At 57.9% G+C, this 20,332-nt stretch carries 20 protein-coding genes, 1 tRNA gene and 3 pseudogenes; 11 read left to right on the top strand and 13 right to left on the bottom strand.

Features of this window, described 5'->3' with window-relative positions:
• The first annotated feature begins 81 nt into the window (after window positions 1–81).
• Complete coding sequence (locus C5F71_RS03465; RefSeq protein WP_104910637.1) at window positions 82–1,143, top strand: hypothetical protein; 1,062 nt, start codon at window positions 82–84, stop codon at window positions 1,141–1,143.
• Here the strand turns inward: C5F71_RS03465 and C5F71_RS03470 are convergent.
• Genes C5F71_RS03470 through C5F71_RS03485 form a run of 4 tightly spaced genes read right to left on the bottom strand, consistent with a single transcriptional unit; the run spans window position 1,140 to window position 5,322 of the window.
• Window positions 1,140–2,249 (bottom strand): agmatine/peptidylarginine deiminase, encoded by a 1,110-nt coding sequence (locus C5F71_RS03470; RefSeq protein WP_104910638.1) that lies wholly within the window; start codon window positions 2,247–2,249, stop codon window positions 1,140–1,142. The two genes, C5F71_RS03465 and C5F71_RS03470, sit on opposite strands and share 4 nt — an antisense overlap.
• Window positions 2,250–2,269: 20 nt before the next feature.
• Window positions 2,270–3,355, bottom strand: a complete 1,086-nt coding sequence (locus tag C5F71_RS03475; protein ID WP_092231518.1) for an extracellular solute-binding protein — start codon at window positions 3,353–3,355, stop codon at window positions 2,270–2,272.
• A 1-nt stretch (window position 3,356) separates the two neighbouring features.
• Window positions 3,357–4,265 (bottom strand): N-carbamoylputrescine amidase, encoded by a 909-nt coding sequence (aguB, locus tag C5F71_RS03480; protein ID WP_104910639.1) that lies wholly within the window; start codon window positions 4,263–4,265, stop codon window positions 3,357–3,359.
• Between the two features lie 4 nt (window positions 4,266–4,269).
• Window positions 4,270–5,322 carry an agmatine/peptidylarginine deiminase gene (locus C5F71_RS03485; RefSeq protein WP_092231524.1) on the bottom strand — a complete coding sequence of 351 codons (1,053 nt, stop codon included), beginning with the start codon at window positions 5,320–5,322 and terminating at the stop codon, window positions 4,270–4,272.
• A gap of 135 nt (window positions 5,323–5,457) precedes the next feature.
• Here C5F71_RS03485 and C5F71_RS03490 point away from each other — a divergent pair, with 135 nt between their 5' ends.
• The 8 genes from C5F71_RS03490 to C5F71_RS03525 all read left to right on the top strand — a co-directional run bounded on the left by C5F71_RS03490 (window position 5,458) and on the right by C5F71_RS03525 (window position 11,419).
• Complete coding sequence (locus tag C5F71_RS03490) at window positions 5,458–6,330, top strand: LysR substrate-binding domain-containing protein (RefSeq protein ID WP_104910640.1); 873 nt, start codon at window positions 5,458–5,460, stop codon at window positions 6,328–6,330.
• Window positions 6,323–6,844 carry a G/U mismatch-specific DNA glycosylase gene (gene mug, locus C5F71_RS03495; RefSeq protein WP_104910641.1) on the top strand — a complete coding sequence of 174 codons (522 nt, stop codon included), beginning with the start codon at window positions 6,323–6,325 and terminating at the stop codon, window positions 6,842–6,844. The genes C5F71_RS03490 and mug overlap by 8 nt, the downstream gene beginning before the upstream one ends.
• Before the next feature lie 390 nt (window positions 6,845–7,234).
• The gene (locus C5F71_RS03500) at window positions 7,235–7,810 is read left to right on the top strand and encodes a TetR/AcrR family transcriptional regulator (protein ID WP_104910642.1); all 576 of its coding nucleotides are present in this window, start codon (window positions 7,235–7,237) and stop codon (window positions 7,808–7,810) included.
• 399 nt (window positions 7,811–8,209) lie between these two features.
• Window positions 8,210–8,764: an OsmC family protein gene (locus C5F71_RS03505; RefSeq protein ID WP_104910643.1), complete on the top strand. Its 555-nt coding sequence runs from the start codon at window positions 8,210–8,212 to the stop codon at window positions 8,762–8,764.
• An 88-nt stretch (window positions 8,765–8,852) separates the two neighbouring features.
• Window positions 8,853–9,626 carry an SDR family NAD(P)-dependent oxidoreductase gene (locus tag C5F71_RS03510; RefSeq protein WP_104910644.1) on the top strand — a complete coding sequence of 258 codons (774 nt, stop codon included), beginning with the start codon at window positions 8,853–8,855 and terminating at the stop codon, window positions 9,624–9,626.
• Between the two features lie 105 nt (window positions 9,627–9,731).
• Entirely contained in the window at window positions 9,732–10,304 is a 573-nt protein-coding gene (locus C5F71_RS03515) for a TetR/AcrR family transcriptional regulator (protein ID WP_104910645.1), read from the top strand.
• A 23-nt stretch (window positions 10,305–10,327) separates the two neighbouring features.
• Window positions 10,328–11,026 carry a DsbA family oxidoreductase gene (locus C5F71_RS03520; protein ID WP_104910646.1) on the top strand — a complete coding sequence of 233 codons (699 nt, stop codon included), beginning with the start codon at window positions 10,328–10,330 and terminating at the stop codon, window positions 11,024–11,026.
• Window positions 11,027–11,089: 63 nt separating this feature from the next.
• Complete coding sequence (locus C5F71_RS03525) at window positions 11,090–11,419, top strand: co-chaperone YbbN (protein ID WP_104910647.1); 330 nt, start codon at window positions 11,090–11,092, stop codon at window positions 11,417–11,419.
• 14 nt (window positions 11,420–11,433) lie between these two features.
• On the opposite strand, the pseudogene C5F71_RS03530 reads toward C5F71_RS03525, so the two are convergent.
• The 8 genes and pseudogenes from C5F71_RS03530 to C5F71_RS03575 all read right to left on the bottom strand — a co-directional run.
• Window positions 11,434–11,715: pseudogene (locus C5F71_RS03530) on the bottom strand (glutathione-regulated potassium-efflux system protein KefC); the annotation flags it as partial.
• 13 nt (window positions 11,716–11,728) lie between these two features.
• Window positions 11,729–12,185, bottom strand: a pseudogene (gene kefF / locus C5F71_RS03535) (glutathione-regulated potassium-efflux system oxidoreductase KefF); the annotation flags it as partial.
• Window positions 12,186–12,303: 118 nt separating this feature from the next.
• Window positions 12,304–12,522, bottom strand: coding sequence for a 4-oxalocrotonate tautomerase family protein (locus tag C5F71_RS03540; protein ID WP_104910648.1), 219 nt, complete (start codon window positions 12,520–12,522; stop codon window positions 12,304–12,306).
• Window positions 12,523–12,570: 48 nt separating this feature from the next.
• Entirely contained in the window at window positions 12,571–13,677 is a 1,107-nt protein-coding gene (locus C5F71_RS03545) for an alkene reductase (protein WP_104910649.1), read from the bottom strand.
• Window positions 13,678–13,721: 44 nt separating this feature from the next.
• Window positions 13,722–14,054: a carboxymuconolactone decarboxylase family protein gene (locus C5F71_RS03550; protein WP_014860758.1), complete on the bottom strand. Its 333-nt coding sequence runs from the start codon at window positions 14,052–14,054 to the stop codon at window positions 13,722–13,724.
• Window positions 14,055–14,272: 218 nt separating this feature from the next.
• Window positions 14,273–14,615 (bottom strand): annotated as a pseudogene (locus C5F71_RS29185) (integrase); the annotation flags it as partial.
• A 910-nt stretch (window positions 14,616–15,525) separates the two neighbouring features.
• On the bottom strand, window positions 15,526–16,848 hold the full coding sequence (locus C5F71_RS03570; protein ID WP_104910652.1) for an integrase arm-type DNA-binding domain-containing protein: 1,323 nt from the start codon (window positions 16,846–16,848) through the stop codon (window positions 15,526–15,528).
• 162 nt (window positions 16,849–17,010) lie between these two features.
• Window positions 17,011–17,086, bottom strand: a tRNA-Asn gene (locus C5F71_RS03575).
• A gap of 174 nt (window positions 17,087–17,260) precedes the next feature.
• Between C5F71_RS03575 and C5F71_RS03580 the strand changes: the two genes are divergently transcribed.
• Complete coding sequence (locus C5F71_RS03580; protein WP_050492817.1) at window positions 17,261–17,884, top strand: hypothetical protein; 624 nt, start codon at window positions 17,261–17,263, stop codon at window positions 17,882–17,884.
• Window positions 17,885–17,899: 15 nt separating this feature from the next.
• Here the strand turns inward: C5F71_RS03580 and C5F71_RS03585 are convergent, their stop codons facing one another.
• Window positions 17,900–19,132: a CaiB/BaiF CoA-transferase family protein gene (locus C5F71_RS03585; RefSeq protein WP_104910653.1), complete on the bottom strand. Its 1,233-nt coding sequence runs from the start codon at window positions 19,130–19,132 to the stop codon at window positions 17,900–17,902.
• Between the two features lie 281 nt (window positions 19,133–19,413).
• Here C5F71_RS03585 and C5F71_RS03590 point away from each other — a divergent pair, with 281 nt between their 5' ends.
• Complete coding sequence (locus C5F71_RS03590) at window positions 19,414–20,271, top strand: IclR family transcriptional regulator (protein ID WP_092231542.1); 858 nt, start codon at window positions 19,414–19,416, stop codon at window positions 20,269–20,271.
• Window positions 20,272–20,332: the final 61 nt, after the last annotated feature.

The raw sequence follows: 20,332 nt of genomic DNA on the forward strand, positions 1-20,332 counted from the left end.
CTCAAGGCAACGCGTTTCGTTGAGGTGTTTCACAAGCAAGCTCGCACGCCCCTTAACAAAAACAATTCAAGGGAAGTCGTCATGAAAGAAAGTCTGAAGATTGCCGGTGCATTTGTCGGTGTGATCGTCGGTGCGGGGTTCGCCTCGGGCCGGGAACTGTTGCTGATGTTCGTCGATTTCGGCGTATGGGGATTGCTCGGTGCGGTGCTCAGCGCCGCACTGTTCACCTTCCTCGGCATGGCGCTGGCGGGCATGGGCAACCGCCTGCGCGCCACCTCCCATAAAGACGTGGTGTACGCATTGTGCGGGCGGCACCTGGGGGTTCTGGTCGACCTGATGATCACCTTTTTCATGTTTGCGGTCACCGTGGTCATGCTGGCGGGCGGCGGTGCGTTGCTGGAACAGCAGTTCGGCATCCCGGCCACACTGGGCAGCGTGGTGATCACCCTGGTGGTAATCGTTATCGTGTGCCTGGACGTGCACAAAGTCATCGGCCTGATCGGCTCGGTCACGCCGTTTTTGATCCTCACTGCCGTCGGCGTCGCGCTCTACGGCGCTGCCACCCGGGGCCTGAGCTTCGCTGAACTGGATCAACTGGCCAGCCGCCAGAGCGCCGGCGCCAGCCATTGGCTGCTCGGTGCATTGCTGTACGTGTCCTACAACATCGTGGCCGGCGTGCCGATCCTGGCGATCATGGGCGGCGCGGCGAAAAGCGAAAAACAGGCGGTCTGGGGCGGGATTCTCGGCGGCGCCATCTTGGGCCTGCTGATGCTGGTCATGAGCCTGGGACTGTTGTCGCGCCTGGACAGCGTGGCAGACCTGCCGATGCCCATGCTGTCCATCGCCAGCGAAGTCTCGCCCGCCCTCGGGCTGCTGATGGCAGTGATTATCTTCCTGATGATCCTCAACACCGCCGTCGGCACCTTGTACTCCTTCTCGGCGCGCCTGCTGCCACCCGGCACCCGTAAATTCCGTGTGGGGTCGGCGGGCTTTGCTGCGCTGGCTTTTGCCGGCAGCCTGATCGGCTTTATCAGCCTGGTCGGCCAGGTATACCCGCTGTTTGGCTACCTGGGTTTCCTGCTGATCGCCGCCGTATTGATTGGCTGGCTGCGGCTCGGGCGCCTTGCCGGCGCAACGGGCTAAACCCAAGGCTGGTGGCTGGTCACGCAGTGAATACCACCGCCGCCTGCGGCGATGGCGTCGATATTGAGCTGCACCACCTTGCGCCCCGGATAGAGTTTGGACAACAGGTCGAAGGCCTTGCGGTCGGCGGCCTTGTCGCCAAACTCTGGCGCAATCACCGCGCCATTGATCACAAAGTAGTTGATGTAGCCGGCGGCATAATCCGGGTTGTCACGGCTAAAGCGGTTGCTGCGGGGGTTGAGTGGCGGCGACACAGTGTGCACTTGCAGCGGCCGGCCATCGGCATCGGTGGCCTGCTTGAGAATGTCCAAGTGGGCCAAAGTGACTTTGTGGTCGTAAGACTCAGGGTCAGTGTCCAGGTTGGCGATGACCACGCCCGGCGCGACAAAACGTGCGTAAAAGTCGACATGGGCGTCGGTAATGTCTTTGCCCTTGATGCCCGGCAACCAGATGATCTTGCGCAAGCCCAGCCGGGCTTTCAGTTCGGCCTCCACATCGGCCTTGCTCCAGCCCGGGTTGCGGTTGGCATTGATCCAACTGCTTTGGGTCATGATCCCGGTACCGTGTCCATCCACTTCGATGGCACCGCCCTCACCTACCAGGTCGGTGCGGATAGAGGTTGCGCCTGCCAGCTCGGCAACGTGCGCCGCCAACTCGGCGTCGTCGGCGTGCTGCTGCTTGTTGCCCCAGCCATTGAAGTTGAAGTCCACCGCGCCCAACTGGCCCTGGTCATCCACGACAAAGTTGGCGCTGGTGTCACGCATCCAGATGTCATCCAACTCGGCGTGTACGAAGGTGATATTGCGGGTGCCGCATTTTTCTTCGGCCAGCTCACGCTCATCCTCGCGACAGAACACCGTGACTGGCTCGTACTCGGCAATCGCCCTGGCGATACGGCCCAAGGCGTCTTGCACGGCGGGGGTAAAGTCTTCGTGAATCGACTCCTGAGCGCCAAAGGCGATAAAGGCGCGCTGGTGTTTCTCACCCTCATCGGGCATGAACCAGCGGCCCTGGACCGCCGCTAAAACGGGCAGCCCCATGGACGTGGCGGCGCCCAGGCTGGCTACCACTGCGGCCTGTTTGATGAATTGGCGACGTGTACTCATGTGTACCTCTGTGTGGGCCATCATTGACCGATGGCCGTCTTGAATTTAGTCCATACCCGCATGCGTGCACGCATATCGGCCTGGGGAATATCCTGGCCGGCCACCAGCCGCTGGAACGTGGTGGCGTCCGGATAAATCTGCGGGTTATTGCCCATGGTGGGATCAACGCCGGCACGAGCCTTGGCATTGGCCGTGGGGTAACCGGTGGTGTTACTGATGGCCGCCATGTTCTCTGGGCGCATGACAAAGTTGATGAACGCGTAGGCGTATTCCGGATGCCGGGCATCCACGGGAATGGCCATGGTGTCCATCCACACCGTCGTGCCTTCGCGGGGAATGTGGTACTGGAACCGTACCTTTTTACCCGCCGCATCGGCCGCCCGTTGCGCCTGGGTCATGTCGCCGCTGTAGCCCAGGGACAGGCACAGGTTGCCATTGACCAGGTCGGTCACCGGCTGCGACTGGAACTTGCGGATAAATGGCCGCAGCTTGAGCAACAGTTCACTGGCCGCAGCCAGGTCCTCGGGCTTGGCACTGCGCGGTTCGCGCCCCAGGTAGATCAGCGCAACGGCCAGTACTTCATCGGGCGAGTCGATCAGCGAGATGCCGCAATCGGCAAATTGGCGGGCCAGCTCTGGCTTGAACAACAGGTCCAGGCTATTGACCGGTGCATTCGGCATACGCTGTAGGATTTGCTCAGCGTTATAGGTCAGGCCAATCGTGCCCCAGGTGTAGGGCACGGTAGCCTGATTGGAGGCTCGGTAATGGTTGCGCAGCTGTTGCAGCCCCGGCTCGATATCCGCCAAAGCCTCAAGTTTTGCCGGATCCAGCGGTTGCAGGCTGCCAGCGCGCATCAAGCGTTCGCCCACGGTATCGCCAGGGAAAATCAGATCGTAGCCACTGCCACCGGCCATCAGCTTGGCCTCCAGGGTCTCGCTGCTGTCCATCACGTCGTAGATCACCTGGATCCCGGTTTCGGCGGTGAAGCGGGCCAGGGTGTCCTCGGCAAAATAGTCGGCCCAGTTGTACAGGCGCAGGATCTTTTCATCGGCCTGGACCGTCGGGATGACGATGCTCAGGGCCAGGGTGCAGTGGATCAGCTTCATGTCATACCCCTTGGGTCTGCCAGCGTGGATGCAGGTGGCGACCGTCCTGGGTCAGCAAGCCGCCATACATTTCCGGACGGCGGTCGCGGTAGATGCCCCAGGTCAGGCGCTCTTCGGCCATGCTCGCCAGGTCCAGGCGCTGGAGCAGCACACCGCTGCTGGTGCGGTCAGCCTCGGCCAGCAGCGCGCCTTTGTGATTGCAGATAAACGACGAGCCGTAGAAGTCCATCTGCAAGGCCGGGTCGCTGGTCGCCACTTCCCGGCCGACACGGTTGGCCGCCACTACCGGCAGCAGATTGGCAGCGGCATGCCCGCGCATGGTCATTTGCCAGTGGTCACGGGAGTCCAGGCTGGCACAACCCGGCTCAGAGCCGATAGCGGTGGGAAACAGCAACACCTCAGCACCCAGCAACGCCAGGCAGCGTGCGGTCTCGGGGAACCACTGGTCCCAGCAGATGCCCACGCCGAGACGGCCAAACGCGGTGTCCCAGACCTTGAAGCCGGTGTCGCCGGGGCTGAAGTACTCCTTCTCCTGATAGCCGATGGCATTGGGGATATGAGTCTTGCGATACACCCCCAGCAACTGCCCGTCAGCATCGGCCATGCTCAATGAGTTGAAGTAGGCATTGCCGGCCTTTTCGAACCAGCTCAACGGCAGCACCACTCCCAGTTCTTTGGCCAGCGCGGCGAAGCGCTTGAGCAGCGTGCTATGTCGATACTCCTCGGCCAAAGCCAGGTGCTTGTGTTGTTGTTCGATGCAGAAATACGGCGTGGCGAACAGCTCTTGCAGCAGGATGACCTGGGCGCCCTGGCTGGCCGCCTCACGCACCAGGCGCTCGGCTTGATCAAGGTTGTGCTGCAAATTCCAAGTGCAGGGCATCTGGGTGGTGGCGATGGTCAGCAGGGTCATGGCATCACCCCTTTACCGGCCAGGCCGGCTGCTGCTGGGTGATGCAATGCACACCGCCGCCGCCATGGGCCAGGTGGTTGATACGCACCGGCACCACCTCACGACCAGGGAATGCCTGGGCCAGCACATCGGCGGCGACCTGGTCGGCCGCAATGCCATAGGCCGGCATGATGATCGCGCCATTGGCGATGTAGAAGTTGGTGTAGGACGCACAAAACACCTCGGCGTCGGTTTCCACCGCCTCGCTGGCCTCATAGAGTTCGATCAACTCGAACCGGCGACCCTGGGCATCGGTAGCCAATTCCAGGGCGCGACGGTTTTCCCTGGCTACTTCGGCGTAAACCGAAGCCTGATCATGGGTGGCGTCGACCAGCAACACGCCAGGCCGGGCAAAGGCACACACGCCATCGACATGGCCATCGGTCATGTCCCCGGTGACATACTGCGGATCGCCCGGCAGCCAGATGGTTTTTGTCACCCCCAACCAGCGCGCAAAGATCGCCTCCATCTCGGTTTTGCTCATGCCCGGGTTGCGGTTGGGGTTGAGTAACACCGACTCGGTGGTGATCAACGTACCCTGACCATCCACATGGATCGCCCCGCCTTCATTGCTCAACGGCGTGCCGAAACAAGGCAGGCCCAAGTGGTTGAGGGTACGCCTGGCCAGGCTTTCATCCAGGTCATGGGCCGACTTGCCACCCCATGCGTTAAAGCGCCAACTGACACCGGCCAGCCCCAGTTGCGGGTGACCAATAAAGCTGGGGCCGGAATCGCGGCACCAACTGTCGTTGACCGCCAGTGCGATCAGTTCAATGTTGGGGCCGCACAGGGCTTTGGCACTGTCGAGTGCAGACGGGTCAACCACCAGTTTCACCGGTTCGAAACGCGCAATGGCATTGGCGACCCGGGCAAAATCCGCCTGCACCTGGGACAAGGTCACACGCCATCCCGACTCCCAGAGCGCCTGATTGTGGGGCCAGACCATCCAGGTCGCCGCATGCCTGGCCCACTCCGCCGGCATCCACCAATCGCTGTGTTGCATGTCGTTATGCAGCATGACAAACCCCTTCTGAGTTAAGCCCTTGTGTTCACCAAAAACGGCGTACACGTTATGAGGATGCATGCTACGTTTGGCAAAATCGCCGGACAAACGATGGATTTTGCAGACAAATGATTAGAGAAACTTATCAGCATGCTTAAGCACTGGCCGCCCCTGGGGGCACTGCGTGGCTTTGAAGCGGCAGCGCGGCTGGGCAGTTTTCACAAGGCTGCCAACGAGCTGCACCTGACCCAATCGGCCATCAGCCAGCAGATCCGCAGCCTGGAAGCGTACCTGGAACAGCCGTTGTTCTTTCGCAATGGACGCAGCGTCGCCCTGACCGATGCCGGCCACGATTTCCTCAGCACCACCCAGGCCCTGTTGCAACAACTGTCGGTGGGCGTGCGCCGGCTAGGGCAGTACCGCAAAGCCAATCAACTGGTGCTCAACACCACCCCCGCCTTTGCCCGCCACTGGCTGCTGCCGCGCCTGGCCGACTTCCGCCAGCGCCACCCGGACGTGGATTTATGGTTGTTCAGCACCGATGAAGTACCGGACATGGGCACCCAGACCATCGACCTCGCCGTACGCGATGACATCAGCGCCCAGGCCGAATGCAGCTTCAAAGTGCTGCATGCCGACCGCCTGTATCCGGCCGCCCATCCCCGCGTACTGGCACTGCCCCGCGAGCAGCGCACTACCCTGCATGGCGAGCGGGAAATGGACTGGAGCCATTGGGCGGTAGAGGCCGGGATCGACGTAGGCCAGCAGGACCAGGGCCTGAACTTCTCCGACCCTGGCCTATTGCTGGACGCAGCCTGTGGCGGCCTGGGCATCGCGCTGGTCAGCCAATTGCTAAGCCAGCACGCACGGGACAACGGCCTGCTGCAACCGTTGGTCGACGCGACCATCCGCGGCCCCAACTGGGCCCTGCTGACCCACCGCGACAGCGAAAACGACCCACTGGCGCGCAGCTTCAGCCAGTGGTTGCTGAACAACCTGGCGCAGGGTGCCCCGTATGAATGAAGGACTGGAAGACATCCTGGCCGAGCGGCTGGCAGTGATTTTTTGCGGGATCAATCCGGGCCTGCTCGCCGCAGCCCAGGGCCATCACTTTGCTGGGCGCGGCAACCGCTTCTGGCGCACCTTGCACCTGGCCGGGTTTACCCCGCATCAAGTGCGGCCCGAGGATGACCGGACGCTCTTGCAGCACCACTGCGGGCTGACAACGGTCGTAGAGCGGCCGACGGCGCGGGCGGATCAATTGTCGCGAGAGGAATTCAAGGCGGCGGCTGAGGGTTTTGAAAACAAGATCCGCCATTATGCACCGCGCTATGTGGCGTTCTTGGGCAAGGCGGGTTACTGCGCACTGTCGGGTCAGCGAGAGGTCGCGTGGGGCCTGCAATCCCGGACGTTGGGGGATGCTGCGGTCTGGGTGCTGCCCAACCCCAGTGGACGGAACTTGGCGTTTACCCTGGAACAGTTGGTTGAGGCGTATGGGCAGCTCTATCTGGCAGCATTGCCCGACATTGACGGGTAGTATCAGGCATAAAATCCCAAGCAAAAAAAAGCCTGCATCGCTGCAGGCTTTTCTCTATCTGGCTCCACGACCTGGACTCGAATGAAAACTTAAGTACCTGTTTTACAATAAATTCATGCTGATTTCTAAAGTCTCTATCCCTACGATTATCCTAATCAAGACAGCATTTTATGCGAGTTCTTTCAGTACCTCATGAGGGCGGCAGCGGCAACAGTAGAAAGTTGGCAACCTAACGTTAGGCCTATTTCACTGAGGAGAATGCAGCGCTGTGAAACGGCTGGCTGCTTGTGGCCGATTCCAGTGGGTAGTTCATAGGTGCGCAACCTGAGCGCTGTCTTATGAAGAAGTACTAATTTATGATGCCGCATTGATAAATTTGGAAACGGCATCATGAGTACACGTTCCGACCTCCTGACCAGCGCTGAGATTCTGTTGCGTACCAAGGGCTACGCAGCCTTCAGCTATGCCGATCTGGCGGAAGACATCGGTATTAAGAAGGCGAGTATTCACCACCACTTTCCCACCAAAGAAAGTCTGGCGATTGCCATCGTTGAGAGTTATCTGTTCCGGTTCAAGAATCAGCTGGAATGCATCAATGATGAAAATACCGGCATTATCGATCGGCTCAATGCCTTCGCCTTGATGTTCGCGCAAAGCAGTAAAAACGCGATGCTTCCGCTCTGCGGTGCCTTGGCGGCGGAGTTGCTGGCTTTGCCTGAAAGCCTAAAGGAAATGACGCGGGACTTTTTCGAAATCCATCTCAATTGGCTTCAGGCCAATATCGCACTGGGCCAAGCGGCAGGGGAACTCAAAGCTGAGCTGGACGGCGTGAAGGTTGCCAGGTTCATCTTGAATACGTTGGAAGGTGGCAGCTTTGTATCTTGGGCGCTGAACGACAATTACGAACAGTCTTCTGGATTTGATTTCATTTTAGATGGACTTCGGGTTACCGAAACGCATCACTGAGGTTCGATCAGCTTTTTTCTGCGTCATAAAACGACCGATTCTGCCACTGCTGGCTCGGTCCGTTTTCCCGCCTCGTAAGTGGTTTCAGCCGCTTAGCTCACACTCTCTGAATTCTTTTTGCGCGCACTCAATCTGACGAGCGTACGTCTAGTCTCGCGTTTGGGTTGCGGATACCTACCCATGCCTACACTTTCGGTGTGTGACCAAAAGTACAAGATTAAGTAGCAATCACTGCATTGTTATCGCAGTTATCCCTATTCAGGAAAAAAACACTGTTTAAGCTGTTTTTTTCGGTGGTTGGTTTTAAGAAGAATAATTTATTGATCGACAACCTACTAGTTGGTAGGCTTGTTTCTCTTCCGGGCCAAACGCCCGGTCCATCCGAAGAGGAACGAACACATGAGCAACAACCTGAATGGTATCGATGTCGCCGCACTCCAGCAGTTTGCCCAAGGCGTTGCTGAGGATGCGACCAAGCGCCACGCGAGCTTCAACGTCAAGACTCAGTGGAAAGGCCAGACTCGCTCTGTGGCCAAAGTCAACCGCTACAGTCTGGCCGGTGAAACCTACTCGCGGGATTTCGAAATCGTCGCCGATGAGCCTAATGAATTGCTGGGCCAAAACACTGCGCCTAACCCTCAAGAGCTGCTGATGGCCGCTCTCAACGCCTGCATGTCGGTCGGTTATGCCGCCAATGCCGCGATGATGGGGATCAAGATTCACAGCCTGGAAATCGAGACTGACGGCACCCTCGACCTGCGTGGCTTCCTGGGAATCGACGAAAGCGTCAACCCGGGCTACGACGAAGTGAGTGTAGTGATTCGCCTGCATACCGACGCCTCCCGTGAGCGTGTTGAAGAGTTGCACAACGTGGTGCTCAAAACCTCTGTCAACTACGCCAACTTTTCGAAAGCTATCCGTATGGTGCCGACCCTCGAAGTGCGTGAGGGCTGATTCGCCTGTTTCAAACCTAGCGTGCACCGGTAGGCGGCTAGCTGCCCTGGTGCCGACCCTTACGAAATCTGGATAACCGGAGTCTGCAATGAACGATTTTTTTAAAGGCAAAAAACTGTTGGTCGTCGGCGGTACCAGTGGCATGGGCCTGGAAACGGCACGTATGGTGCTCAAGGCAGGCGGCAGCGTAGTGCTCACCGGCAGCAAGCAAGACAAGGCTGATGCGGTGCGTAACGAGCTGAGCCCGCTGGGCCCTGTGTCGGTGATCGTCGCCAACCTGATGACTGAAGAGGGCATGAATTTCGTTCGTAAGGAAATCAATGCCAACCATAGCGATATCAGCCTGATGGTGAACTCCGCCGGGATCTTTATTCCCAAGCCGTTCACCGAGCACGATGAGGCCGAGTACGACATGTACCTGTCGCTCAACCGCGCGACCTTCTTCATCACTCAGGCTGTGGTCAAGAACATGCTGGCCGCCAAGCTTGAAGGGGCAATTGTCAACGTCGGCTCCATCGGTGCACAGGCCGCATTGGCAGGTTCGCCGGCCTCTGCCTACTCCATGGCAAAGGCAGGTTTGCATGCGCTGACACGCAACCTGGCAATTGAGTTGGCTCACTCGGGTATTCGGGTCAACGCTGTCTCGCCAGGGATCGTTCACACCTCGATCTATGAAGGGTTCATGGACAAAGAGGCGATCCCGGAAGCGATGAAGTCGCTGAACGATTTCCACCCGTTGGGACGAGTCGGCGTTCCCGAAGACGTCGCCAACACCATCCTGTTCCTGCTGTCGGACAAGACGTCCTGGGTGACCGGCGCAATCTGGGACGTGGATGCTGGAATTATGGCTGTTCGGGCCTGACCACAGTGGCGAGCGCGGCCTGATGAAAGCTCCCTCCGCGGGAGCTTTCACGCCTTCACTCAGTACAAGTGAAAGAAGGCTGAATGCTGGCTGCAGGAGTCTTCAATGTCGATCACGACAAAAGCAGCGCTGTTGAAAGTCGCGGAAACCCAAATGCGCTCCAAGGGCTATTCCGCGTTCAGTTATGCCGATCTTGCGGCGCAGATCGGTATTAGAAAAGCCAGTATTCACCATCACTTCCCGACCAAGGAAAGCCTGGGCGCGGAGCTGATCAAGGACTACATCAAACGCTTCGATGCGACCCTCAGTTCGATCGAAGAAATGAATACCGATCCGTTGCTGCGGCTTCGTGGTTTTGCCCGGCTTTTCATCATCAGCGCCAACGAGGGGCTGCTGCCCTTGTGTGGCGCCCTGGCGGCAGAAATGGCGGCACTGCCGCTGTCGCTGCAAGGGCTCACTCGGATGTTCTTTGAGAGCCAGCTCGATTGGCTTCAGGCCACCCTCAATGACTGGGTCCGGCAGCGCAACTGGTCGCTGGACAAACCCGTTGAGACCTACGCGTTCATGCTGCTGAGCAGCCTGGAGGGCGCGAGCCTTATCGATTGGACATTGGGCCGATCAACCGACCCGTTGGCAGGCTTCGATCATTTGCTTGAAACGCTGGTAACGCGGTCTTAATTTCTTTGAGTACAGGACGAGTCATGCAAACTTCTTCGAAAAAATATGCAGTGGATATCTGGTCTGATTTTGTTTGCCCTTGGTGCTGGGTAGCCAAGCGTCGATTCGAGCAGGCGCTCGATAAATTTGCTGAAAAAGATAATGTACAAGTCAACGTCAGGGCCTATCGCCTGGCGGCGAATCACGCGCCAGAGCCTATGATCGCTGCCCTTAAACGCAAGCTCGGCAATCCGGATTCCGCTGTCGCGATGATGAACACCGTCAGTAAATATGGTCGGGCCGATGGGCTTGATTACCGCTTTGACAGCATGCTGTTTGGCGATACTGCAGATGCCCATGTACTGGTCAAGGCGGTTGCGAACGAAGCCGTTAAAAAACGCTTGGTCGAGGCGTTGTATGAGCAAAGCACCTCCCATGGTCAGTCGCTGTTTGATCGCGGCAGCCTGGAGGCCATAGCCAAGGCCGCAGGCGTTTCGAACGCGTTAATCCAACGGGCGTGGTCATCCGTTGAATTGCGCGTAGAGATGGAGGAGGACGAATATATCGCCGCGCAACTAGGTTCGGGCGTGCCTTTGTTTGTATTCGATAATGCCTTCTCATTGTCCGGAGCTCAGCCTGAGGCTGCTTTTCTTGAAGCGCTGAACAAGATGCAGGAGAAGTCGAAAGTCGAAGATGACGCATTCAGCGGTCAAGTCTGCGGCATAGATGGCTGCAAAATTTGATTAGCAGAAGCGGTGCGGCACCGGGTTGTGCCGCCCTTCATACGTATTGAGAGCGAGATCCAAATGAGCCGTATCGTTGAGTTGAGTGCTCCGCAGTTCGCCCGCTTTGTGGCCAAAGGCAGCAGCGTTGTGCTGTTTTCAGCGTCTTGGTGCAAGCCTTGTCAGGAGATGAAACCGGTGTTTCATGCCTTGGAAGAAAAGCTTCACTCCCTGGCGGCTTTTGCAAAGATTGATGTGGCGGTGTCTCCGACGATCGCGCAAATGTACGGTATCCGGGCGGTGCCATCCTTGGCGGTGTTCCATGAGGGGCGGCTGCTGCGGGTCATGCCCGGATCCCGTTCAGTTGGAGCCATGAAAAAAGCCATTCTTGCGGAGTTGGAAGAGGCGATTTAACCGAACATCCTCCATCAGCGGTCAGGCTGATCAGCCTGGCGTTCTTTTTCCTTCGGGTGTGGATTTACCCCGGACCAGTTATCGATGGGATGAGCGCGGTCTTCGTTGAAGATTTCCGTTAACAGCGCGTTGGCCCGTTTGTAGGCGTCATACTTGAACTCAGTATCGTCCACCGACTGTGCGGCCATTTCTTCCAGCATCTCCAGGTTCAGGCGACGGAATCGGTCCGCTCGTTCGCGGGCTTCGTAACGACCAATGCCCAGTTGCTCCAATGCCCTGCGGCCCAAAGACAATGCGAAAGCAGGGTCGAGGGGCAGCGTTGAAAGCACCGTGGACAGCCACTGGCGTCAGCCAGCGCATCTGGCAGTAGGTCGCGGTCGCATGCAGGGGTTGGGCAAGCACCGAAAACCCGGGGGGGCACCCATGTCGAACTGGTCGTGCTCGCCACCGGTGGTCACGGCCCACAATAAGCTCTTACCTTTGAGCGCGGTGGCGCCTTTGCCATAGGCCCCCCTTGGGTGAAGACTTTATCGATCCACAATTTCAGCAGCGGCGGGCAGCTGTACCAGTACAGCGGATGTTGCAGGACCAGCAGCTCTGCCTGTTCGAGGGCTTGCTGCTCGGCTTGGACATCGACGTTGAAATCCGGGTACAGGTCATAAAGGGAGCGTATGACCACATCCGGGTTATTGGAGGCTTGCCTGAGCATCACCTGGTTAACCCTGGATTTGTCGGGGTAAGGGTGAGCATAAATGATCAGAATCATTGGGAACATTCCACGATAAATCGCGTGTTCAATCACAACGCAAAAACTCCCTGGTCGTTGGACATGAGAATGCCCACCGACCAGAGAGTCTTTTTTTTTGGGGGGGGGTGAACCCCTTTTATTTACCTGCTTGAAGTTTCAATACGTCCTGAGCAGTCACGGGTTTGCCAGCGATTCCCCAATCTCCGCTTTTGACCTCTTCGAAGATGACCCAGGTGAGGGCGCGCATCTTTTCACCTTCCACAGACACCATGGCGTCCGTCACTTTCTGGATGACTTCGGCTTTCTGCTGGTCGGTAAAAACGCCTTCAATGCCCTTGATGGTAACGAGTGGCATGGTGTGCTCCTTGACGTCTGAAGTGGACAGTGATGAAACAGCGAGTAATCAGGCTTTGGCTGCAACGTATTCCGGGTAGTCGGTGTAACCCTTGGCAATGCGATCGCTGACACCGTAGTAAGTCGCGCGATCACCCTCTGCCAATGGCCAGCCGTTCTGCATGCGCTCTACCAGGTCAGGGTTGGCGATGTAGGCCGTACCGAAGGCGATCAAGTCGAGTTCACCTTTGGCCAGTTCCGACTCAGCGAGGGCTTGGGTGAACCCACCGGCAGCCATCAAGGTGCCTTTGTAGGCTTCACGGAACGCAGCGCTGAAACCAGGCGGCGTTTGCGCGGCGACGATGGTCGGTTGGTAGTTCAGGTGGACGTAGGCCAGTTCGCGTTCATTAAGCGCTGCCGCCATGCTCATCCAGGTTTCTGCTTCACCTTCGTACACACCAAAGTCATACAGGCGGCCAAACGGCGAGAACCGTACGCCAATCTTCGAGCCACCGATTTCGGCAGCAATCGCGTCAATGGTTTCCAGCAGAAAGCGCTGGCGATTGGCGATAGAGCCACCGTACTGGTCGGTACGGGTGTTCAAGGCGCTGCTGAGGAACTGATCGAACAGGAACCCGTTGGCAGCCATGATTTCGATACCGTCAAAACCGGCCTCCATCGCCATACGCGCAGACTTCACAAAGTCAGCGATGACACGTTTCACTTCATCCGTTTCCAGCGCACGAGGCACGCTGGGTTGCACAGGACCTGATTCGCCAGGCTCGATCCAGGCATATACCGTGGTATCGACCGCCGGCTGAGTACCCGAAGAAACCGGAATCATGCCATGCACCGAAATATGGGACATACGGCCAACGTGCCATAACTGCGCGAAGATCTTCCCGCCCTTGACATGCACCGCGTCGGTGACCTGACGCCAGCCTGGCAAGTGTTCGTCGGCATAAATACCTGGGGTGTACAGGTAGCCACGGGCTTCGTCGGAAATCGGCAGGCCTTCGGTGATCAGCAGACCAGCAGTAGCACGCTGTGCGTAATACAGCGTGGTGAACTCGTTAGGGATGTTGTCTAGGGTCCGGGTGCGAGTCATGGGGGCCATAACGACCCGGTTTTTTAGCGCAGTACCGGACAGATCGTAAGGGGTGAACAGCTTATTCATGATTAGTCTCGAAGTCGTTAACAGGTTGAAAGTCAGCGTTTGATTTACGACTTATCGAATGCGTCCAGCACATGTGTGCTGTACACCAACGCGGCACCGGCGTTCATGTTGATTGCCACGCCCAGTGCTTCGGCGACTTCTTCACTGGTGACGCCAAGTTTCTTGGCTTCGGCGGCGTGGAAGGCGATGCAACCGTCGCAGCGGGTGGTCACGGCCACGGCGAGGGAAATCAGTTCGCGGGTCTTCGCGTCCAGGTGATTGGTCTTGCCGCCGGCAGCGCCGAGCGCCGCCATGCCTTTCATTGTTTCCGGAGACAGGCCGTTTAGTTCTACCAAACGAGTATTGATGTCTTTGCGGGTTTGCTTCCAATCTTGCATGGGATTCTCACAGGGATGGTGTTAATTACAGTTATCTAAAAACTTGCTAAAAAGCTACCATCCAGTTGGTAGGTATACAATGTGTTCGTGATAATTTCCACTATCAACGCAATCGAAGGTATTGATAGTTTGGTCCAGAACAATAGAAAATCGCTTCATGGGGATGACGATTACTGGACTGTTGATTGTCAGCACCGCTTGCTGTCAGGCATCGTCGAGACGCTCACATACTGATCGTCGCGGAGCGCCGTCATGGTTCGATTCACACTGGACAACCGGTTTTGCGCGGTGGCGATGCCGATATCGCACTTATTCAACTTGCTGACGCAGATGTCCGGCGTAGTCCAGCAAGGTCTGCCGATCAACTTGTCGCGCATCGTTAAACCCTGGTCCATTCTCCGAGCGACACCACCGAACAAACGCCTACCAGCGATCACTGTGCGCCTGCACCGTGCCGTAATGCCCGCCGCCAAATAGATCGCGCAACGCCTGGGGCCCGGCATAACTCAGTTGCCGGCCATAGCCAAAATTGCGTCTATCTCGCCTGCCCGCTGGTGCCATGATCGAACTCCTCTCGAAGCCAAACCTTTGAAACTTTCCCCACGTCATCCCGCCAAGGATGTTGAGTGTTATCAGGGATCAAGGCCCCTGCGACCTGTGAGGGGTGTCCACTAACGCGGGACTGGCGGCTCTTTACGACCGGGAGCTTGGGCATCTCATGATCTGGCCTCCTGAACACTTCCGAAGATGTGGGCGGGTGGAGGCTGCGCTGGCTGACGAGACCAACGCCGCGAGATCCTGAGTCGGGTGAAGGCAGCGAGGCAATGACCGGGGCATGCCTGACTGTCAGTCAGGTGCAGTCCATTCCGTGGGCTGCGGCACCATCATTTGCATCGCTGTTGCCGGTGACTTCGGTGTTTGTCACGCCGATTGTCACGAGGGGGAATGCCGCAAAGCCTTGTACGAGGTGGGCTGCAGCAGTGGTAGGAGCGCCCGTCTCTTTCCGGGAGAAAGAGACGGGCGCAGGTTGGCGCAATAAAATGGCCAAGCGGATAGGTTGCTGCAGGGCAGTTGGGTAGGGGGATGTATTTGCCGCAATGGCAATGATCTGAAGTGGGCATCCATCACTCGGTGAGTGACCGTGCGAGCCGCCGGACGCTAATCGCACTTTGGGAGAACCGCCACGGCGTGGCGTAGCCTTAAAGGTTCTGGCTACCTGGGTTGCTGTCAACGACAGCGCTTTGCCCGACCTTTTCTACGCCTGTGGAGAATTCGGGTCAAGGCTCGAATTTTCGGGAGTTCTGCGGCTGTGGATGAAATTATCCACTAATGGAAATCAGTGGTTTTCCACAGACGATTGCGTGGGCTTTAGATTTTTTAAGTGAGGTCCATCCAAACAGGGCGGCTTTGCAGCCCTGTTTGGATGGACCCGCGTGGACAAGCGGATCACTGAGATATGAGGACCGAGCGCTTACTCAGTTGCGCCACGTTTTGCTTTTAGGCGAGTGACATTCGCACCCGTCTGATTGGCGAATTCGCGTGGGCTAACATGCTTCTGCTGATTAGTCTCAAGGTAGCGACTCCACCAGTTCATGATCAGCCTGCGCTCCTCGATGAACTCGGCCTTGTGGATGTAAGCGGCGCGGACGTTGTTGCGTTCCTTGTGGCTCATCTGCCGCTCGATGGCTGTGTCCGTCCACAAACCTGACTCGATCAGTGCGCTGCAGGCCATCGAACGAAACCCATGCCCACAGATCTCGGATTTGGTGTCGTACCCCATCTTCCGAAGCGCGCTGTTCACCGTGTTTTCGGACATTGGTTTCCAAGACTTGGTATCGCCTGCGAACACCAAGTCAAATTTGCCTGTGATTGCGTGGATCTGCTCGAGCAGGGCGATCGCTTGCGGCGATAAGGGTACAAGATGGATGTCCCCGGCCATCTTCGTACCTCTTGTGGAAAAGGGTACGCCTTCCAACGCTGGTCGCGTGTCGGGTATTTCCCAAACGCCACGTTTGAGGTCGAACTCGCTCCAGCGGGCGAAGCGCAGCTCGCTGGAGCGGACAAACACGTGCAGTGACAGCAAGACCGTCAGTCGGGTAAGTGCGCGGCCTTTATAGGTGTCGATCCGTTCCTGCAACTCAGGTAAGCGCGATAAGGATAAGGCGGGGCGGTGGATGACCCGCGAGGCTTTGATCGAGCCTACGAGGTCGTAAGCAGGGTTTACGGTGATAAGCCGGAGGCGCTTTGCCTCGCGCATGATGCTCAGCAGGTAGTTTTGTACCCTTAAAGCAATGTCTATCGTTCCGCGCTTCTTAATCGCGTCCAGGGGCCGCATAAGGTCGTGGGTATCAAGGTCGACAATGGCGCGGGTGCCGATCAGCGGGAAGAGGTGAGTTTTGAGGCGACTCATCACTGTCTTGGAATAGTCCGGTGCCCACTTGGCTGACATTTCCGTGTGCCAGCCGAGGGCAACGCTTTCAAAGGTGCGGCCTTTGATCAGAGCGTCCGTCTTGGCTTGGTTCTTGGCTCCTATAGGGTCAATGCCATCCGCCAGCATTCGCTTGACCTCCAAGCGCTTGCGGCGCGCATTCGCGAGGCCAACGATGGGGTAGTTGCCAAATGAGGTCAGTCCTTCCCGGCCATCAGGTTTGACGTATCTGAGACGCCAGCCTTTGCGGCCATTGGGTTGGACTAGAAGGTAAAGGCCGTCGCCGTCGAAAAGCTTGTAGGCGCGGTCTGTGGGCTTGGCCGAACGGCAAGCGGCGTCGGAGAGTGGAGCAGTGGTGCGCGACATAAGGGTACTCCCTTTTATCGAACTGATATTTATCCCAAACTCTACCCTTAAAATGGCTGGTACTTACCGGAATCCGACAGAACGCCAAAACGAAAAAACCCGCCATAAGGCGGGTTTTTCGGGGGTTTCAGAGATTTTGAAAGCCTTCTCTGGAACCTTGTCTGGCTCCACGACCTGGACTCGAACCAGGGACCCAATGATTAACAGTCATTTGCTCTACCAACTGAGCTATCGCGGAATGCGGCGTATCTTACTGATTGAAAAGGATAAGTCAACCATTTAATGCGCTTTTACGTGTGTACAAGGCGCTGTTTGGGTGCGCTATCATCGCCCGGCTGTCTACAGCAAGCCGCAACGCTCTACAGCATGAACCCAAGAAAAGTGGCAAACCAAACCGACAGGAAGTCGCTCCGTGAAAAAAATGCATCACCACCCCTTTTTCAAGCCCCGCCGCGCCGCCGCCACACCGACACCGAAAAAGCCCAGGTTTTCCTCCGGTACGCTCCTGTCACTGGCAGCGGTGGTGATTTCCATTGCCGCCGCGTCGATTTCCTTCTGGCAACTGGACTTGATGCGCGAGCACAACCGCCTCTCCGTAAGGCCCTACCTGGGGATTACACCGCATTTGACGGCGGAAAAAAGCGGGCTGTATTTGTCCAACGAAGGGATCGGGCCGGGCATCATCACCTCGTTCACTGTTCGCGTCGGAGACGAGCAGTTCAACGGGCTGGGGGACAGTCGCTGGCCCGCCGTGCTGGAGAAGGCGCGATTGAATCCCGAGTGCTTCGCCAAAGGTTGGCCCACCGAAGGCGCAGCGGTCAGGCCTGGTAATGACATCGCGATTCTGGAGCCGACTAAAAGCACACAGTTCGGCCCCTTGTGCCTGCTGCAAATGAGCTTTTTCCTGCAAAGGAATGACGTATTTGTAGAGATGCACTATGAATCGCTCTACAAGGAACCCTTCACCTTTTCCGGCCCGTTGAGCATGAATGAGGCCATGGACATGGGTGCGTTGGGCAAAATATTGCAGCGCTGACCCAGAGGCCCCTCGTTACGGCAACTGCTCAATCACCCCACTACGCTTCAACTGCCCCAACTGCTCACTGGACAACCCCAACCGCCCAGCCAACACCTCATCCGTATGCTGGCCCAACATCGGCGCTGGCCGTACGTACTCCACCGGGGTGCCGGACATCTTGATCGGGCTGCCGACCATGGCGAAATCCGGGTTTTGCGGGTGGGGAATCTTCACCATCAGTTCGCGGGCGATTACCTGCGGTTCTTCCAGCGATTGCGCGATGTTGTTGATCGCGCCCACCGGCACTTTCGAGGCGTGGATGCAGCTGACCCACTCGTCTGCCGTGCGGCCGAGGAAATGCGCCGACAGCAACTCGACGATTTCGCCCCGATGGGCAACACGATCGGCATTGCGCCGAAAGCGCGGATCATCCGGCAGATGTGGCAAGCCGATGCTCTGGCACAAGGCGATAAATTGGCTGTCGTTGCCGCAGGCGATGATGAAGTCGCGGTCTGCCGCACGGAACACCTGGTACGGCACGATATTGGCGTGGGCGTTGCCAAAGCGCTGAGGCACTTTGCCGGAGGCCAGGTAGTTCATGCTCTGGTTGGCCAGGGTCGCGACTTGCACGTCCAGCAGGGCCATATCGATATGCTGGCCGACGCCCGTGCGTTCACGGCTGAACAGCGCGGCCTGGATCGCCACGGTGGAATACAGCCCGGTCATCAGGTCGGAAAAGGCCACACCGACTTTCTGCGGGCCGCCCCCCGGCAAGTCATCGCGCTCGCCGGTGATGCTCATCAGGCCGCCAATGCCCTGGATGATGAAGTCGTAGCCCGGCTCTTCGGCACGCGGGCCGGTCTGGCCGAAGCCCGTGATGGAGCAGTACACCAGGCGCGGGTTGAGCGCGGCCAGGGTCGCGTAGTCCAGGCCATATCGGGCCAAGGAGCCGGCCTTGTAGTTCTCGATCAGCACATCGGAACTGGCCGCCAGCGCCCGCACCAGTTCCTGGCCTTCGACGCTGGCCAGATCGATGGCCACCGACAACTTGCCGCGGTTGGTGGACTGGTAATACGAAGCCTGCCCGGATGACTCGCCAGCGGCGGTCTGCATCCACGGCGGTCCCCAGCCGCGTGTGTCATCGCCACTGTGCGGGCGCTCGATCTTGATCACTTCCGCGCCCAGGTCCGCCAGCACCTGACCACACCATGGGCCGGCCAAGACCCGGCTCAAATCCAGTACGCGCAAACCTGTTAATGCACCCATTGTTGTTATTCCTGAAGGTCTGTGTCGCCGACTGCCGAATTTTCTTGCGCAGCCAGCTATTGTTTTGCTGTGCGAAATAGTATTTCGTAATTACACAAAATAGTATGTGCCGATATGGCAGATGTAAATGCAAAAGCACGATCACCCATCAGATAAAGACATAAGTCATTGTTTTAAGAAGATTAATTAAAGAACAGCGATAAAAAACCAACACAACCAACAATTCCGCACAGCGAAATCATGTTTTGTTTTGTTGATTTTACAAAAAAAGGATGATTACCATGCACCGTCGCAACCCGGACCCAAGTCCATCCCAGACACCTGCAGGCCCCCATGGTTTTGAACACGTGAGGCTGGATCCGATGAGCAACGAAGAGGAGGAAGACAAGGACCGGCAGTTCATCACCGCGCTGGCCCGAGGCCTGGAACTGCTGCGCTGTTTTACCCCCAGCGAAAGCGTATTGGGCAACCAGGAACTGGCGCGCAAGACCGGCCTGCCGAAACCGACGGTGACGCGCATGACCCACACCCTGACCCGCCTGGGCTACCTCAAGCACCTGCCGCAGTCGGGCCGGTACCAGTTGAATGTGGGGGTGATGGCATTTGGTTACGCGATGCTATCCAACCTGTCGGTGCGGGCCGCCGCCCACCCGCTGATGGAGACCATGGCCAAGTACGCCCAGGCTGCCGTCGCGATGGCCTCCCGGGATCGCCTGGACATGGTGTACCTGGACGTGGTCCAGGGCGAAGCGAACATGACCATGCGCCGCCAGATCGGCACGCGCCTGCCGCTGCACTTGAGTTCGGCGGGCCGCGCCTGCCTGGCGGCGATGCCGGAGAGTGAGCGGGAGTTCATGCTCGAACATATCCGCCAGCGCCATCTGGAGGATTGGCCAACGATTCGCAAAGGGCTGGAACGCGCATTCAGGGATTACACCGACTTCGGCTATTGCATGTCGATCGGTGAGTGGCACCGCGATGTCAACGCCATCGCCGTGCCCATGCTGCACACACAACATGGGCTGTTGACGTTCAACTGTGGCGGGCCGAGTTTTCACCTTTCCCGGGAAAAACTCGAAGACGACATCGGGCCGCGTCTCAAGCACATGGTCAATAACATCGAGGCCGCCGCCCGCTAGACAGATCGGTGCGCGGCCCGGCAGATCCAATACAAACGGCCCGCCGAACGGGCGCCGAGGA

Source organism: Pseudomonas sp. LG1D9 (genome assembly GCF_002949995.1).
In the GTDB taxonomy this organism is placed as follows: Bacteria; Pseudomonadota; Gammaproteobacteria; order Pseudomonadales; family Pseudomonadaceae; genus Aquipseudomonas; species Aquipseudomonas proteolytica.

Excerpts from the sequence above, each read along its gene's own strand:
- C5F71_RS03465 (WP_104910637.1), top strand. The coding sequence starts at position 82 with ATGAAAGAAAGTCTGAAGATTGCCGGTGCATTTGTCGGTGTGATCGTC.
- C5F71_RS03470 (WP_104910638.1), bottom strand. The coding sequence starts at position 2,249 with ATGAGTACACGTCGCCAATTCATCAAACAGGCCGCAGTGGTAGCCAGC.
- C5F71_RS03475 (WP_092231518.1), bottom strand. The coding sequence starts at position 3,355 with ATGAAGCTGATCCACTGCACCCTGGCCCTGAGCATCGTCATCCCGACG.
- aguB (WP_104910639.1), bottom strand. The coding sequence starts at position 4,265 with ATGACCCTGCTGACCATCGCCACCACCCAGATGCCCTGCACTTGGAAT.
- C5F71_RS03485 (WP_092231524.1), bottom strand. The coding sequence starts at position 5,322 with ATGCTGCATAACGACATGCAACACAGCGATTGGTGGATGCCGGCGGAG.
- C5F71_RS03490 (WP_104910640.1), top strand. The coding sequence starts at position 5,458 with ATGCTTAAGCACTGGCCGCCCCTGGGGGCACTGCGTGGCTTTGAAGCG.
- mug (WP_104910641.1), top strand. The coding sequence starts at position 6,323 with ATGAATGAAGGACTGGAAGACATCCTGGCCGAGCGGCTGGCAGTGATT.
- C5F71_RS03500 (WP_104910642.1), top strand. The coding sequence starts at position 7,235 with ATGAGTACACGTTCCGACCTCCTGACCAGCGCTGAGATTCTGTTGCGT.
- C5F71_RS03505 (WP_104910643.1), top strand. The coding sequence starts at position 8,210 with ATGAGCAACAACCTGAATGGTATCGATGTCGCCGCACTCCAGCAGTTT.
- C5F71_RS03510 (WP_104910644.1), top strand. The coding sequence starts at position 8,853 with ATGAACGATTTTTTTAAAGGCAAAAAACTGTTGGTCGTCGGCGGTACC.
- C5F71_RS03515 (WP_104910645.1), top strand. The coding sequence starts at position 9,732 with ATGTCGATCACGACAAAAGCAGCGCTGTTGAAAGTCGCGGAAACCCAA.
- C5F71_RS03520 (WP_104910646.1), top strand. The coding sequence starts at position 10,328 with ATGCAAACTTCTTCGAAAAAATATGCAGTGGATATCTGGTCTGATTTT.
- C5F71_RS03525 (WP_104910647.1), top strand. The coding sequence starts at position 11,090 with ATGAGCCGTATCGTTGAGTTGAGTGCTCCGCAGTTCGCCCGCTTTGTG.
- C5F71_RS03540 (WP_104910648.1), bottom strand. The coding sequence starts at position 12,522 with ATGCCACTCGTTACCATCAAGGGCATTGAAGGCGTTTTTACCGACCAG.
- C5F71_RS03545 (WP_104910649.1), bottom strand. The coding sequence starts at position 13,677 with ATGAATAAGCTGTTCACCCCTTACGATCTGTCCGGTACTGCGCTAAAA.
- C5F71_RS03550 (WP_014860758.1), bottom strand. The coding sequence starts at position 14,054 with ATGCAAGATTGGAAGCAAACCCGCAAAGACATCAATACTCGTTTGGTA.
- C5F71_RS03570 (WP_104910652.1), bottom strand. The coding sequence starts at position 16,848 with ATGTCGCGCACCACTGCTCCACTCTCCGACGCCGCTTGCCGTTCGGCC.
- C5F71_RS03585 (WP_104910653.1), bottom strand. The coding sequence starts at position 19,132 with ATGGGTGCATTAACAGGTTTGCGCGTACTGGATTTGAGCCGGGTCTTG.
- C5F71_RS03590 (WP_092231542.1), top strand. The coding sequence starts at position 19,414 with ATGCACCGTCGCAACCCGGACCCAAGTCCATCCCAGACACCTGCAGGC.